Source organism: Acaryochloris sp. CCMEE 5410 (genome assembly GCF_000238775.2).
Lineage (GTDB): Bacteria > Cyanobacteriota > Cyanobacteriia > Thermosynechococcales > Thermosynechococcaceae > Acaryochloris.
In genome coordinates, this window is record NZ_AFEJ02000001.1 from 2385741 (window position 1) to 2400608 (window position 14868).

Annotated in this window: 11 protein-coding genes, 1 tRNA gene and 1 pseudogene; 8 read left to right on the forward strand and 5 right to left on the reverse strand. The window is 47.5% G+C overall.

Annotated elements, in window-relative coordinates:
- Positions 1–68: 68 nt before the first annotated feature.
- Positions 69–797 carry an Hpt domain-containing protein gene (locus ON05_RS10760; protein WP_010472881.1) on the forward strand — a complete coding sequence of 243 codons (729 nt, stop codon included), beginning with the start codon at positions 69–71 and terminating at the stop codon, positions 795–797.
- Positions 798–808: 11 nt separating this feature from the next.
- Here ON05_RS10760 and ON05_RS38490 read toward each other — a convergent pair.
- A pseudogene (locus tag ON05_RS38490) lies at positions 809–2045 on the reverse strand (ISAs1 family transposase).
- Between the two features lie 156 nt (positions 2046–2201).
- Between ON05_RS38490 and ON05_RS10770 the strand changes: the two are divergent.
- Entirely contained in the window at positions 2202–4565 is a 2364-nt protein-coding gene (locus tag ON05_RS10770; protein ID WP_010474925.1) for a hybrid sensor histidine kinase/response regulator, read from the forward strand.
- Between the two features lie 79 nt (positions 4566–4644).
- Entirely contained in the window at positions 4645–7374 is a 2730-nt protein-coding gene (locus ON05_RS10775) for an RNA helicase (protein WP_010474927.1), read from the forward strand.
- Here the strand turns inward: ON05_RS10775 and ON05_RS10780 are convergent.
- Positions 7371–8132 (reverse strand): response regulator transcription factor, encoded by a 762-nt coding sequence (locus ON05_RS10780; RefSeq protein ID WP_010474929.1) that lies wholly within the window; start codon positions 8130–8132, stop codon positions 7371–7373. The genes ON05_RS10775 and ON05_RS10780 overlap by 4 nt on opposite strands.
- A 950-nt stretch (positions 8133–9082) precedes the next feature.
- On the opposite strand from ON05_RS10780, the gene ON05_RS10785 reads away from it, so the two are divergent.
- Positions 9083–9439, forward strand: coding sequence for a DUF6464 family protein (locus ON05_RS10785; RefSeq protein ID WP_010474931.1), 357 nt, complete (start codon positions 9083–9085; stop codon positions 9437–9439).
- 52 nt (positions 9440–9491) lie between these two features.
- Positions 9492–9884: an MAPEG family protein gene (locus ON05_RS10790; RefSeq protein WP_010474934.1), complete on the forward strand. Its 393-nt coding sequence runs from the start codon at positions 9492–9494 to the stop codon at positions 9882–9884.
- 11 nt (positions 9885–9895) lie between these two features.
- Here the strand turns inward: ON05_RS10790 and ON05_RS10795 are convergent, their stop codons facing one another.
- Together ON05_RS10795 and ON05_RS10800 are read right to left on the reverse strand one after the other, a co-directional pair.
- The gene (locus ON05_RS10795) at positions 9896–10678 is read right to left on the reverse strand and encodes an HAD family hydrolase (RefSeq protein ID WP_010474936.1); all 783 of its coding nucleotides are present in this window, start codon (positions 10676–10678) and stop codon (positions 9896–9898) included.
- An 80-nt stretch (positions 10679–10758) separates the two neighbouring features.
- Positions 10759–10830, reverse strand: a tRNA-Gln gene (locus tag ON05_RS10800).
- A gap of 143 nt (positions 10831–10973) precedes the next feature.
- Between ON05_RS10800 and ON05_RS10805 the strand changes: the two genes are divergently transcribed.
- Positions 10974–11606 carry a class I SAM-dependent methyltransferase gene (locus ON05_RS10805; RefSeq protein ID WP_010474939.1) on the forward strand — a complete coding sequence of 211 codons (633 nt, stop codon included), beginning with the start codon at positions 10974–10976 and terminating at the stop codon, positions 11604–11606.
- 222 nt (positions 11607–11828) lie between these two features.
- Here the strand turns inward: ON05_RS10805 and ON05_RS10810 are convergent, their stop codons facing one another.
- On the reverse strand, positions 11829–12359 hold the full coding sequence (locus tag ON05_RS10810) for a zinc ribbon domain-containing protein (protein WP_010474940.1): 531 nt from the start codon (positions 12357–12359) through the stop codon (positions 11829–11831).
- Between the two features lie 243 nt (positions 12360–12602).
- Between ON05_RS10810 and ON05_RS10815 the strand changes: the two genes are divergently transcribed.
- Together ON05_RS10815 and ON05_RS10820 are read left to right on the forward strand one after the other, a co-directional pair.
- Positions 12603–13667: a hypothetical protein gene (locus tag ON05_RS10815; protein WP_010474942.1), complete on the forward strand. Its 1065-nt coding sequence runs from the start codon at positions 12603–12605 to the stop codon at positions 13665–13667.
- Complete coding sequence (locus ON05_RS10820; RefSeq protein ID WP_010474943.1) at positions 13648–14799, forward strand: LptF/LptG family permease; 1152 nt, start codon at positions 13648–13650, stop codon at positions 14797–14799. Before ON05_RS10815 ends, ON05_RS10820 begins: the two co-directional genes overlap by 20 nt.
- Positions 14800–14868: the final 69 nt, after the last annotated feature.

The window sequence follows — 14868 nt, forward strand, 5'->3', positions numbered from 1 at the left end:
GCTTCATCGCCTTATTTCGACATCATCAATTTGACTTATCGTTTTACAGCATCCTAAGGGAGATGGTAATGCAGCCAGAACAACAGCGGATTATGGTCTACTTTATTGAGGAAGCTAAAGAGCACCTCAATACAATCGAGCATGGTTTGCTGAATTTGCAGACCGTTGTTGCCGATCCTGAATCGTTGAATGAAGTATTTCGTGCAGCTCATTCGGTAAAAGGAGGGGCGGCAATGCTGGGTATTCACAGCATGCAGCATATTTCTCACCGTTTGGAAGATTACTTCAAAGTGCTGAAAGAGCATGACCTTCCGGTCGATCAGAAGCTAGAGTCTTTATTGTTTAAAAGTTTTGATGCTCTCCATATTCTGACAGAAGAATTAGAGCAGTCTTTTGGGTTGTCGGATGAGTTGTCAGCCAAGACCCTGTCAGAGATCGACCCGGTTTTTGCTGAAATCGACAGCCATCTGACTGAGATAGCAGGTCCAGGCGTTGATATTAGCACCCTATTAAGTGATGCGCCTGCACCTAAACCACAAACAACAACAACCGAACCAGAGGTTTTGGATGCTCAATGTCTTGAAATTTTCCAAACAGACATTCTGCAATATTTACGAGAGATTCTGGGATTATTCAAACAACCTGATACACCAGAAAATCGCCAAACATTAGCTAAAATCTGTCAAGATCTGGGTCAAGTCGGACAGGAATTTAAGCTAAAAGGCTGGTCTGAACTGTTGGAAGTGGCAGGTGTTGTTGTTACTCACCCAAGTAACTCCTTTGCGACCCCAGGGTAAGCGCAAGAAAATTATGTCTCTGAAAGGCTAGACTGTAAAGGAATAGAAGCGCCTAGAACTTTGAGCATATACGCTTCATCCATGCTCGCCCGTTTAGTTTTTGACGGGTACTTTCTTAAAGGACGTTTCTTGATTCAGGAGGTTGATGCTCCAGCGCTTCAGGATGGCCATGTTTTCCGGCGCATGTCCTGTGCGGATACGGCTGGCATCTTCGCCAAAGGTCACATCTAAGACCCAGTGGAGTTGGTTCTCAATCGACCAATGCTGGCGGATGGCTTTGCCCAACTGCTGAGCAATGGGCGGTAGAGAACTGATGTAAACATCACCTCATAGGTGGTTTGTTCCACAAGTGGCGGGTCCGAGCGACCTTGACGATGCTTTGCAAGCCCTTCCACTGCGCCTGCTTGTACAGAGGACCCATTTGTTGAAGGGACACCGCCCAAACTTGTCGTTTCTCGCGACGATGGTGTCCGGCTTCCACCCGCACATCATAGCTGTACTCAATGCCCTTAAACTCATTCGCTTCCGCCGTTTCAAACCATTGCTCAACCTGCTCAAACAGCGTGGGATGATTCTCTTTGAGGGCCAGTACATAGTCTGCGCCTTTGGCCTGAATGCGACAGGCAATCTCGTGCTGAGTCCCCATCGCATCAATGGTGATAATGCACCCGGCAATGTCTAACAGCTCTAAGAGGGCTGGGATCGCCGTAATTTCATTGCTCTTGTCCTCGACTTTGACTTGTCCCAGAAATAACCGATATTCACTGGCCCAAGCACTGACCAGATGCAAGGCGGATTGGTCTTGATTGCGGTCATAGGAGCCCCTGAGTTGTTTGCCATCAATCGGGATCACTTGAGCACCGAGGGTCGTCACGACCTGATCCAACCAGTGATTGAAACTCTGCTCAAAGGCGGTGGGGCAAATACGCTCAAACACCCGTCGATAGGTGTCTGCTGTCGGTATTCCGGACGGTAGGCTCAGAAACTCGACAACCAATCCTGATGGCTCAGACCATAGGTTTCAATATCTTCCCACCCCTGTGCGCCACCTAAACTTGCCAATAGTCCAATCACGACGATGCTGACAAACGGATGCTGGACACCTTGGCCTCCCCGTGGATCAGTCAACTCCTCAAAACACTCGGTCAGTTGTTGATAAGCCTGATCGCAATCCGTGGTTGGCAGTAGTGACGAGGATGAGTCAGTGGAAGCTGGTGAGGAAGGAGGCTTGCTGAATCCTGTAGCCATGGGGAAACCCTTTTAACAGAATGGAGTTCCATAGCATATTACAGCTTTATTTTTCTTGCGCTGCCCCTGTTTGCGACCCTTGCAGGGGTTATCGTTCCTAATATTAAGGAAGCTAGAGATTTAGTTTTAGCCCAACGTGCAGCCGATGTAAAGCCGATGCCTGCACTGCTAGATTTGATGCCTGCACTGGATTTCGGTGATTTGGGAATTACGGATTCAGCCGAGACTGAAACGGACAATTGGTTAGATATATTTGCAGATGACGACACGAGTGCTTCAACAGAGGCAGACAAGGAAGGTTCTTTTCTCGATGACTTGTTCAATGAACCGGCATTAAACTTCGAGACATCCACTAATGCTGAAGTTTCTGAGCCTGTTACTGCTGCAGACACTAATTTCGCCAACTTAGACACCTTGTTGGCTGAAGCACCAACAAAGGAAGCCACTACCCCTACAGTGGCCCAATCCAATGATGACTTTGACGATCTTGAAAAACTCCTAGAAGAGCCAAGTCGTCCCGCTAAGGTCAAGCCACAGGCTAAAGCGCCACAGAAACGCACGGGTACTAAACCCGTGCGACGGGGGAGTGCGATTGCACAAACCATGAAAGTTCCTGTGAAGCAATTGGATAATCTAGGAAACTTAATTGGGGAGTTGGTGGTTAGCCGTAACTCCCTAGAAGATAGCCAAAATCGTTTACGGCAGTTTTTGGATAATTTATTGTTGCAAGTTCAGCAATTAAATGATCTGGGACGCAATATGGAAGATCTGTATGAGCGTTCGTTGTTGGAAAATTCATTGTTGAGTAGTCGCCAACAGCAGGCCGTTGCTAGTGGAAACGGTGGAAATGGAAATTCTGGCCACTCTACAGGCCAGCAATTTGATGCCCTAGAGATGGATAGTTTTACGGGGTTTCACACCTTATCCCAAGAGATGATTGAACGCATTGTTCGGGTGCGTGAAGCAGCCTCGGATATTGAGTTTATTGTTGGGGGCACCGAGCAAGTTACGCGGATGTTCCGCCAAATTACGACTCAGGTGCAGGAAGGCCTGACCCAGTCACGGATGGTGCCTTTTGCTCAAGTAGCAGAACGACTCCCTAGAGCAGTTCGGGATATTTCCATGAAGTGTGGTAAAAAAGCCAGACTCGAACTGGAAGGTCGTGACACGCTTATTGATAAAAGTATTCTGGAGCGATTATATGATCCGCTAACACACCTAGTCAACAATGCCCTATTCCACGGCATTGAAGCACCGGATGTTCGCCAATCTCTAGGTAAAGCTGAAGAAGGAGTCATCAAACTCCGGGCATTTTATCAGGGGAACCAAGCCGTTATCTCGATCATGGATGATGGTGCTGGCATTGATGTTGAGCGGGTGAAAGCAAAGGCTGTTCAGAAGAACTTACTGACTCAAGATGAGGCTGACAACCTATCTCGCCAAGAAGCCTACGCCCTACTGTTTAAATCGGGATTCTCTACCCAGGATCAAGCCAATGATTTGGCGGGTCGTGGAGTGGGCATGGATGTGGTGCGCAATAGTATCCATGAAATTCGAGGGGTGATTAATACGGATTCAGGGATTGGTAAGGGAACGACATTTACGATTCGACTCCCGCTGACTCTGAGTATCACGAAGGCCCTATGTTGTATCGATAATTCCACACAAATGGCATTCCCAATTGATGGGGTGCAAGATGTGATTGATATTCCGAAGGAACAGTTGCAACAAGATGCGGATGGGCAAGTCCTAGTAACCTGGCAAGATAAGCAGTTGCCTTGTAAACCTTTAGGAGAATTGCTGGCCTATAGTCGTCGGTTTAAGCGTAGTTCATCCTATAACGCTAGTAATACAAAGGATGATGGTATGGCATCGGTGGTCATTCTGCGAAGTGCAGATGATCTAGTTGCCATTGAAGTGGAACAGGTTTTGGCCGAGCAGGAAATAGTCATTAAACAATTAGCAGGACCGGTTCCTAAACCCATGGGTATTGCTGGCGTCACAGTGCTGGGTGATGGTGGCATTATGGCCATTGCTGATGTGATGGAACTGGTAGATCTCTGTTTGGATCGCCTAGAGGTGAACAGTAATCTCTGGAAGAGCATTCTGGAAAACACAGAGGTGGAAGAAGATACCGATCCAATGGTGCTCATTGTGGATGATTCGATCACGGTACGAGAACTGCTGTCCATGACCTTCAATAAGGTAGGCTATCGAGTGGAACAAGCTCGTGATGGCCAGGAAGCCTGGGAGAAACTGAGATCTGGATTACCCTGTGATTTAGTCTTCTGTGATGTGGAAATGCCTCGAATGGACGGATTAGAGTTACTATCTCGTCTACAGCAAGATGATGATCTGCAGGACTTACCCGTAGCGATGCTGACATCGAGAGGGGCGGCTCGCCATAAACAAATGGCGACAGAGCTAGGGGCAAAAGGATATTTCACCAAGCCCTATTTGGAAGAAGTCTTGCTTGAAGCTGCTCAACGCATGTTGAATGGGGAAGTCTTAGTCAAATAAGGCGGTTCCTGGCGGGGTAAAAGACTATGCTTAAGCTCAGGGAGTTATTCCTAATGTTGGTCTTAGCGAGTGAGCGGGCATGCCCATTTCAGTACCTGAATTTCAGCAGTTATTCCCGTACCAGCTTGATGAGTTTCAGCAACAAGCCGTCAATGCTTTAGATGCCAATCAATCGGTAGTTGTATCAGCACCAACTGGTTCAGGCAAAACTATGGTGGGTGAATATGCCATCTATCGAGCCTTACAGCAGGGGCAGCGCGTTTTTTATACCACCCCCCTGAAAGCACTCTCAAACCAAAAGCTAAGAGATTTTCAGCACATGTTTGGGGACCAGTCGGTGGGGCTCTTGACAGGGGATCTTTCGGTGAATCGAGCAGCTCCCATTTTGGTGATGACAACGGAAATCTTCCGCAATATCCTCTATGGCACGTTGACGGATGTGGTGAATACCTCTTTAGAGGGGGTGACATCGGTCATTTTAGATGAATGTCACTATATGAATGATCGTCAGCGAGGGACGGTGTGGGAAGAATCTATTATTTATTGCCCTGCTGAAATCCAACTCATCGCCCTATCGGCAACGGTTGCGAATGCGCAACAACTCGTGGATTGGATGAGCTGGGTACATGGTCCCACTCAACTGATTGAATCTGATTGGCGTCCGGTCCCTTTGGCCTTTTTCTTCGCAAATGCGAAGGGACTATTCCCACTTTTGAATCAAAAGCACACAGCTCTCAACCCCAGATTAAAAGCCCAGGCGAAAAAACATCATGGTCATCGGCATCAGCGTCGTGCCGATAGTCCAGATGTGATTGCAGTGTTGCAGCACTTGCGAGAGCGGGAGATGCTGCCGGCCATTTATTTTATTTTTAGTCGCAAGGGTTGCGATCGCACCGTCGAATCCACCGCCCACCTCAATCTTCTAACCCCTGCGGAATCCGCACAAATGCAGATACAGATTGAGACGTTTCGACAGCAGCATCCCGATGTGGGACAGCCCCAGCAGTTTGCTGCGATCGCCCATGGCATCGCGGCTCATCATGCGGGCTTGCTTCCCCAGTGGAAAACTTGGGTGGAGGAACTCTTTCAGGCGGGATTAATCAAAGTCGTATTTGCAACAGAAACCCTGGCGGCAGGGATCAATATGCCTGCTCGCACCACCGTAATCGCCAGTTTATCCAAGCGCACAGATTTAGGCCATCGGTTACTCACTGCCTCTGAAGTCCTGCAAATGGCCGGTCGAGCAGGACGACGAGGCATGGATACTCAAGGCTATGTGATTACGGTACAGACGCCGTTTGAGGGAGCCAAAGAAGCAGCCTACCTGGCGACAATAGGGCCAGATCCATTGGTCAGCCAGTTCACACCCAGCTACGGCATGGTGCTGAACCTGCTGCAAACCCGAACCCTAGATGAGTCGAAAAGATTAATCGATCAAAGCTTCGGTCAATATATTGCCAGCGTACAACTGTCACCTCAGAAACAAGCGATCGCAGATCTGCAGCAAGAGTTGACCCTATTGCGGCAAAAACTCGGCACCATCAACGAAGGTGCTTTAAAAAGCTACCAAAAATTACAGCAGCGCCTTAAAGAGGAACGTCGTTTGCTCAAGATTTTGGATCAGCAAGCCCAAGAAACGCTGGCTAGCGAACTCGCCTTACTACTTGACCATATTGAATCAGGGGCAATATTGAGCTTCACTCCGCCTAAATCGAAAATGCCGGTTTCTGGTGTTTTTGTTGCCAACATCCCCAGTCCTGGCCATTTTCCTTATCTGGTATGCCTGAGTCAAAATAACCACTGGTTCATTATTTCTCGGGGGGATGTGATGCATTTGGACGGGCAGTTAGATCGCCTCGCGCAAGCCCCACAACTCACCGTCCCGCCATCCTTAACCAAAAAAGGGCAATCTCAACAAGGCGATGCCACTAGCCTTCAGGTTGCGCAACAGATTCCAGACAGCACTTGGCAGCCCGCGCCAGAAGTAACCCACCAACAGCAGCGGTTACAAGCGGTAGAGTCTCAAATGCAGCAGCATCCTGCCCATGCTTCTCGTCAGGATCACAGTAAGTTTGCCAGGTGGCAGCGGCGGGTAACAACCCTAGAAAGACAGCTTCACGATCGAGAAACGAAATTTAATCGCCAATTTCAACATCAGTGGCAAGCTTTTATGGCATTGGTAGAGATCCTCCAGAAATTTCGTGGGCTAGAGGATTTGAGGCCCACAGAACTAGGTCAAATCACCGCAGCCTTCAGAGGAGAAAACGAACTCTGGTTGGGACTAGCATGCCAGTCGCAAGCGCTTAATGCCCTCGATCCTCATATTCTCGCTGCGGTTTGTGCTGCCTTGGTCGTGGACAATACCCGTCCTGATGTATGGCTCAAGTTTCGTCCTAGCGCGGCCGTTCAACAAGCAGTCAAACCCTTACGCCCTATACGACGTCAACTGATTCAAACTCAACACCGTTATGACGCTCCTTTTCCCGTTTGTTTAGATACTGAATTAGTTGGTTTAGTCGAGCAATGGGCCTTGGGCATCAGTTGGAACGATCTCTGCGATGCTACTAGCCTAGATGCAGGCGATTTAGTTCGTATTTTGCGGCGCACGGTAGACTTACTGTCGCAAATTCCCTACGTCCCCTATCTATCTGAAGAGCTAAAGAAAAATGCCAGACGCGCAGAGCAGCTCATGAATCGCTTTCCCATTAGCGACACAAGCTTACTGCCTGAGGCAGCTGTTGAAGCAGTCATATCTGAGGACTTTTTACCAGAAGAAGCAGTGACTGAACCGAGTGAATCTTCCTCTTAAGTGACAGAAGCTTGGTTTTCCTCATTCGTGGCTTCAGCATTCTCTGCCTCTGCCGTGTGAGGCAGCTCTAGGCAATATCCCGCCCCATAGACCGTTTTGATGTACTGAGGATGGCGGGGATCAGGCTCTAGTTTGGTGCGCAAATGACGAACATGAACCCGAATGGTTTCAATGTCATCATTTGGATCATAACCCCAAACTTCCTGGAGAATCTCACTGGGCGAGACGGTTTGGCCATGACGTTGAAGTAGGCAGTGCAGCAGCTCAAACTCCAAACGAGTCAGCTTAATCACTTTATCGACCCATAGCACTTCAAACCGCTCAGGCACCAGAGTCAAGGGTCCATAGCTGAGGATTTCACTATGGCGGGCCGCTTGCGGGATGCGATCCGTTCGTCGCAGCAGGGCACGAACTCGGGCCAGCATCTCTTCTAGTTCAAAGGGCTTGGTGAGATAGTCATCAGCCCCAGCATTAAATCCTTCGACCTTATCTTGGGTCTGACTGAGAGCCGTAAGCATCAGAATGGGGATATCGGCAGTCCGCTGGTCACGCCGTAACCGCTGACAAATGGTAAAACCATCCACTTTGGGGAGCATCAGGTCTAAGATAATCAGATCTGGCAGTAGCTGGACAGCCAACGCTTGCCCTTTAATCCCGTCAGTTGCTTGGGCTACATCGTAGCCTGCCATTTCCAGGTTGATCGCAACCAATTCTGCGATCGCAGGATCATCATCAATAACAAGTATCCGGGTTTTCATGCAAACTGCTCAGTATGGACAATATTAAAGAGGTGCAAGCGCATCGGTTAACAATGATTGAGTCAGAAGGTTTTCTTCAGCATTAAAACAGGCTTGTAAAGATTATAAACAAGGATAATTTCATCTTTCCCACCCACTTGTCTAAACTTAAAGCCCATTCTAAAGAGAAGTTAGAGCTTCTTGAATCCACCTCAGCATAATCAAAAATTGAAGAAATTGTAAATTTTTTCGTGAAATGATCTTAATTTTATACTTTATCAAGGATTTTTAAATTTCATTTGCATGATAGAAAATGACCTCCAATAATGCAACCTAAATCTTTACACGATTAGGCGAGAACTGGTCCCGTCACCTCAAAACTTGGGTTGCTGCCCACTATATAAATCGGAATCTCCATTACCTTGCAAGTATTGGAAGAAGGAACATAGCCAAAATCTCTTACAAGCTTTTAGGACCACTAGAAAGCAGATCTCTAACTCATGACCTATCTTCAGTGTAGAGAATTCAGATGAATTCCTGTGGATGCCCAAAAGAGAGAGACCGTTTAGGATCCTTGTTATCCACATTTCAAAGGGACAATCCAGATCTCAGAAGCAAACGATGAGGCCACTCAATGGCGGTTTTATCTCGTTGTCGAGGATGAGGTCCTAAACTAGTCCTTCAAGACTATGGAAACTGGCTTCTATCTTGACCTTGGTCAATATGAAAGCTTTAGCTCTAAGTATCCAAGTCATACAAAATTCATTGAACACAGCGTCCACCTACGCAGAGGGACTAGCTACTCTACCATCTTTTATTATCCTTGAATGGCTAAAGTACTGGGTGATCGTTGACCTTTAGTCTACTTATCAAGATCATGAAGCAAATAGGCAAGGTCGCGGTTAGTATTCCCCTTGAGTCGCGGTGAGAGAACGTGTAACGTAACATCAATATACAGCCTGAAGCTGAGTATGAAGTCACACCATATTCTCACTGAGATTCACCTTTATCATCCGCCTCAGTCCTTGGGCCATCTCTATTTAGCAGATAGTCCCCAACCTGGCGCGCAATTAGAAGTGGCGGGCCAGCAGTATACAGTCTTAGAACGGCGACATCGCTATCAACTTCAAGCGAATCATTATCAACTCCACCATATTGCTTTGTATGTGCAGCCCGCTCTTAGCGCTATCAATACAATGGGTAGCATTGGCAATGAGAATTGCGAGTACAATGCACATTCAGCTTTATTGCGATGTGCGATTAACCCGGATGGGCCTTGCCAAGATTGCGTCTTTTTTCTTCCCAAGACGAACCTATCGCCATTCTGAATCTGAAACCCTACAAATTGCCTAAACCTAATCAAACAGAGGAGTATTGTTGATGTCACCTTGGCCAGCGTTAGTCAGCTTGCTTGCGTTATTACTATATTTTGTGGTCACCATTAATGTGGGGCGTGCCCGAGCAAAATATGGCATTCCAGCCCCTCAAATGTCTGGCAATCCTGATTTTGAGCGGGTGTTACGAGTCCAGCAAAATATGCTGGAGCAGCTAATTTTTTTCTTGCCGGCTCTATGGATCTTTTGTTTGTATCTCAACCCGCTATGGGGATCGGGATTAGGCATACTCTGGGTGGTTGGACGTGCTCTTTATGCTTGGGGATATTATCAGGCCGCCGAGAAACGAGGGCCAGGCTTTGCTCTTGCATCTTTAAGCAGTTTAGTGCTGGTCCTAGCAGGGCTGGTCGGTGTTGTCTTAGCCTTGATACCTGCCTAGAAATGCTCTCTTTATCTCGCAGTAACCCATTGGCTTAAGGGGTGGCAAAACTGCTCTAGGTCTAGGGCATGAATGCGTTGATCCTGCTGGGCACGTTTGCGATCGCGCGCCGTATTGTATCCCCATGTCCCTAGAAACAAGCCAATCTCTGCCAAATCAGGTTGTTCTTTCACCTCCTCTAGGGCAGCGATCCGATCTTCCACAAACCAGATGGGTCCCGCCACTTCTGGGATCAGCAATCTTAAGGTCTCGTACTTGGGGCGACGGCAGTCTTTGCCATAGATGCGATCACGAGACACCTTCACACCCGCATCTTGAAGCAAGGTATAAATAAATCGACTTTCTTTGGTACTGATAATAATGACTTCAATGTCTTGACTGAGGGTCTGGAGGACAGAAACCACCCCAGGATAAAACTCATGTAAGGCCAACCAGTTCTCTAGATCTGAAGCAATCCAGTGATCACGCACCCCATCGACCTGTTGGACCAAGCTTTTTCGATCCAGATCTTCATCGGCAACGATGCGATCACGAATTGAGTACCAGTCTGCTAACACCTGTGCTTCAGAAAACCCTTTCAAAATGGCGCGCAGTAGGACAGGCATTTCCCAACCTGTCTCAATCACAGGGCGCAGGTGATAGAAATGTTCTGCTAACTCTGAAGCAGGCTCTGACGTTGAAGTCGGCCAAATTCTGCTATAAGCTCGCCAAGTGGTGAGGAAATATTCTCGCAAACCATTGCAAAGAATACCATCAAAATCAAGGGCTAAAGTCTGGGGTAAGGATAAGCTCATGGCTTTAGAGTGATCATGCCGTCAGCATTCCCCAGGCAAAGTACTCACTTTTGCCTCAACTGCTAGCGTTTTCAAACAAACTGGGGCGGAAGGATTCGAACCTCCGAATGCCTGGACCAAAACCAGGTGCCTTACCACTTGGCGACGCCCCAATGCGACAGTAATTTTTTCAGGCTCGAATATCTTAGCAGTTTGCTTCCCCAAACTGTCAACCTTTATCTCCGACTTTCCTAAAAAAATAACGGTGCATCGATTGCCCTTGCTAGTATGACCATAGATAAAGCCTAATCAAACAATGACAGCGAATGTTCTAGCCGCCAAAACCCGAGTATTCGATCAGTGGGCTCCCAATTACGACTGGTTGTTCACTACGGTGTTTTATCAAGCCGTTCACCAACGTCTGTTGAGCTATGTCAATTTGCCTCAGGATTCACCCGCTGCTGTCCTAGATATCGGTTGTGGTACAGGTAAGCTCCTCAACCGCTTAGCTTCTCAATTCCCTCAATTACAGGGAACAGGACTGGATCTATCCCCAGAAATGCTACGGCAGGCTCGCCAACGGAACAGGCACCGCCCTCGCTTAATTTTTGTGCAAGGGGCTAGTGAAGCCATGCCTTTTGCAGATAATCAATTCCGGGCTGCTTTTAGTACCATCAGCTTCTTACATTATCCGGATCCACAACAGGTATTCTTAGAAATTGGACGTGTCCTCAAACCCGGTGGTCAGTTTCATTTAGTCGATTACACAACCTTCTTAGAATTAGGCACTCAGCACAATATTGCGGGTTTGGGCGGTCCGATGTATTTTTATAGTCCGCAGCAGCGCAAGACACTAGCAGCAAATGCTGGCCTGATCTGTAATGCTCATCATTCGTTGTTAGGGCCTGTATTACTCTCTATATTTCAAAAACCAAATCTGTCTAATTAAATCCATGCAAGCCATTCAATTTCTGCATCAATAAGTCGTTTTCATATCATGATGTGAAAACGACTCACTTTGGGGTGGAGACACACGTGAATATCAGTTGCAATGAGCAAAGGAGTTCCTGCTTTTTCTTGAGAGAGATCTGAATTGCTGCCCTTGTCAGAACAATAGGATTACTTTGGCATTCAGAACCCAACGGGCTAATGGGAATGGATGCAGCAAGCCTTAATGAAGCCGATGACCGCAATTGGCACAGAATTGATCGGTAGCAGCTACAGCCATCCCACATTGACTACAAAAATTAGTCTGTGATGCCTGAGTCACTGTCGTCGTTGTTCCCATACTGAGATGCATATTTCCCATATGCATCTGCATAGGTTGCATACCCATCACCATATTCCCCATGGTCAAGGGCTGTAAGGGCGGCATAGAGGGCATAGAAGGCGTGGGAGTTTGCACAATTTGTTGAAGCGGTACACTTTCGAGGGTATGCCGAGGAGGCATCGCTTCAATGGGGCGAATCTGATGATTTTGCACTAAGAGAACATAGGTCTCTTGAGCGGTCTCGATTCGGATAATATATCCTTGCAGACTCCGAAATAGCTCTGGAGAGGTGGTCCAATGTCCCGTTGAGAAGCTGTGACTCGTTTGTTGCTGCTGGCCAAGTGAGGCTGCAACAGCAGTAATGATTGTTTGGCTATCTTGATTCTCGAGATAAATGGTGGAGCCTACACCAAGTTCACCGACATATGCCATACCCCATGGCTCCTTTATTTTGGATCGCAATTTTTACTGGTGTCATCTCCATTGTGAAGGGATTCACCCTATCTCGTGATCCTTCTATGGGGTTCTTAACACAAGTCAAAATTGTGAGAACACAATTCTTGAGTGTTCAACACTCTTAGATCAACATTCACAGCCTCTACAGCAAGAGAAATCTGACCGAACGGCAAGGAATAACCCATGGCATAATGGGTCGGCAACGAGGTAACGGTGGTTATGGTCAAACGCTCGACAACAGAGGATGTGCAAGATACATCCGCACCCATCAGCAATGGAGAATTTACCTTACAAGTCCCTGATCCAGACGATGAAGATATCTCTGAATTTGATTTTCAGCAGCAGGTTGGGGCAGCCTGGGAGGTTTGTGATCGGTTTGACTTACAGACTGATATTTGGCGAGGTCGAATTTTGCGAGCAATTCGCGATCGCGAAAAAAATACGGGCGAAGGTCGAGGTGGTGGCTTTCTCAACTGGTTACAAAACAACGAAATTAGCAAGAGTCAAGCCTATAGCTGGATAGAATTGGCCAATAGTGCTGATACCCTCTTAGATGCCGGACATTTAGAGCCTGACTCCATCAATAACTTTAGTAAGCGAGCCTTCATTAAAACAGCCCAGTCTGCTCCCGAGATCCAAGAATTAGTGAGTGAAACAGCCCGCCAAGGGGAGCGAATCACCACTCGAGAAGTTCAACAGCTCTCGGATGAGTGGACAACTATGACATCAGATTTGGTTCCAGCTGAAATTAAAACCAAGGCGGCCAACCAAACTATTCCCATTCGCCATGTAGCGCCACTCGTTAAGGAACTGGAAAAATTACCAGAAGCCCACCAGAATACTATTCAATCTGAGCTTGCCGCTAGCCCCGATCTAGATACCCTCAAACAAGCCACAGCCGAAGCCAAACAACTCGCCAAATATTTAGAGGCGTTTGGCAATGTTCAAGCCCTCACCGAACAATCCATTGATCTAGAATCCAGTCTAGAGGAAGCACTCCGGCTAGGCTGTCTCAATATCACCGCAGACTTAGTCAACCAGGCCTCCCAACTAGAGCATATGGTGGCTAAACTCTATACCACCTGGCGCCGACTGCGCCGACTAACGGACAAACTGCATAATGCATCTGGCGCCAGTACCCCCCATTTACAATCGCTATTACAAGCACTAGAGCGTCTCTATAGCGATGTTTTAGAGGTAGAACTAAGTGCATCTGGCTCTAACCCTTCTGAGACAATTAGTATCCAGGTCCTATCCGAATCCCATGGCTCTGGCTCAGATTAAACGGTCTAGGAAACTCAGAAAACTCCGAATTTCTCGCTTAGATCGCTTTATTCTGCGAGCATTTTGGATGCCCTGGGTCTTTGCCTTTGGTGCCTTTACAACCATTAGCTTTAGTATTGGTGCTCTGTTTGATACCCTACGGCGTTTAACAGAAGGGACCTTATCCAGTGCTGATGCATTACAAGTTTTGGTGTTACAGCTCCCTCGCTTTATGGTACTCGCCCTACCCATGTCGATGCTCCTAGCCCCTTTACTCACCTACAGCCAATTAGCCCGAAAGAACGAGTTCATAGCTCTTAAAGCTTGTGGGACAAGCGTTTACCGTGTCGTCCGACCCGCCCTTTGTTTTAGCTTGATTGTCGCTGTTTCCACCCTCACACTTAACGAGTGGATCGTTCCTCCAGCAACGGCAGCAGTCAATCGGCTGCAAGCGCAGCACACTGTGAGTCAGATTGCAGCGATTCCTCGCCAAAATATTGTGCATCAAACCTACCACCATCAGCGACTCACTCAACTGTTCCATGCCCGCGCTTTTGATGGTGAAGCACTTCATCAATTGACGATTTTGCAGTTTCAAAATCGTCACCTACATCACATCTGGCTAGCCAAACAAGCTATCTGGGACAGCACGCACCAACAATGGATATTATCCCAGGGGACGCGATATACCATCGATCCAGTCTCAGGGTTATACCAACAAGTTGTTCCCTTTAAAGGGTACCCCTTTCATCAGATCAGTCCCCAAGAATTAGCCGAAGTTGCACATCAACCTATCAGCTTGCATGAAACTCAGGCACTGATACAGCAGATAAAACAGTCAGGAAATTTACAAACACTGCAACGTTTGCAAGTGCGCTGGCATGCACTGATGGCTTTTCCTTGGATCGGAGTGGGATTTACGCTGATGGGATCATCATTAGGATGCCAGTCAACCTCAAAGCAAGGTTCATTGGGCTTTGGGTTAAGTAGCCTGCTAATTTTTGGTTACTATACCTTCTCGTTTATCTGTCAGACCTTGGGAGATGCAGGCATCTGGTCAGCTAGCATAGCAGGCTGGCTGCCGATCGTCGTTTTACTCACCATAGGCAGTGCTTTACTTCACCACAACAATACCTATTCAACGAGCTTCTGAATAGAAACAACACTCTCAGCCTTGACTCGTTAAACACGTTTAGGCCAGTTCCAAAATGGTTTCTATGAC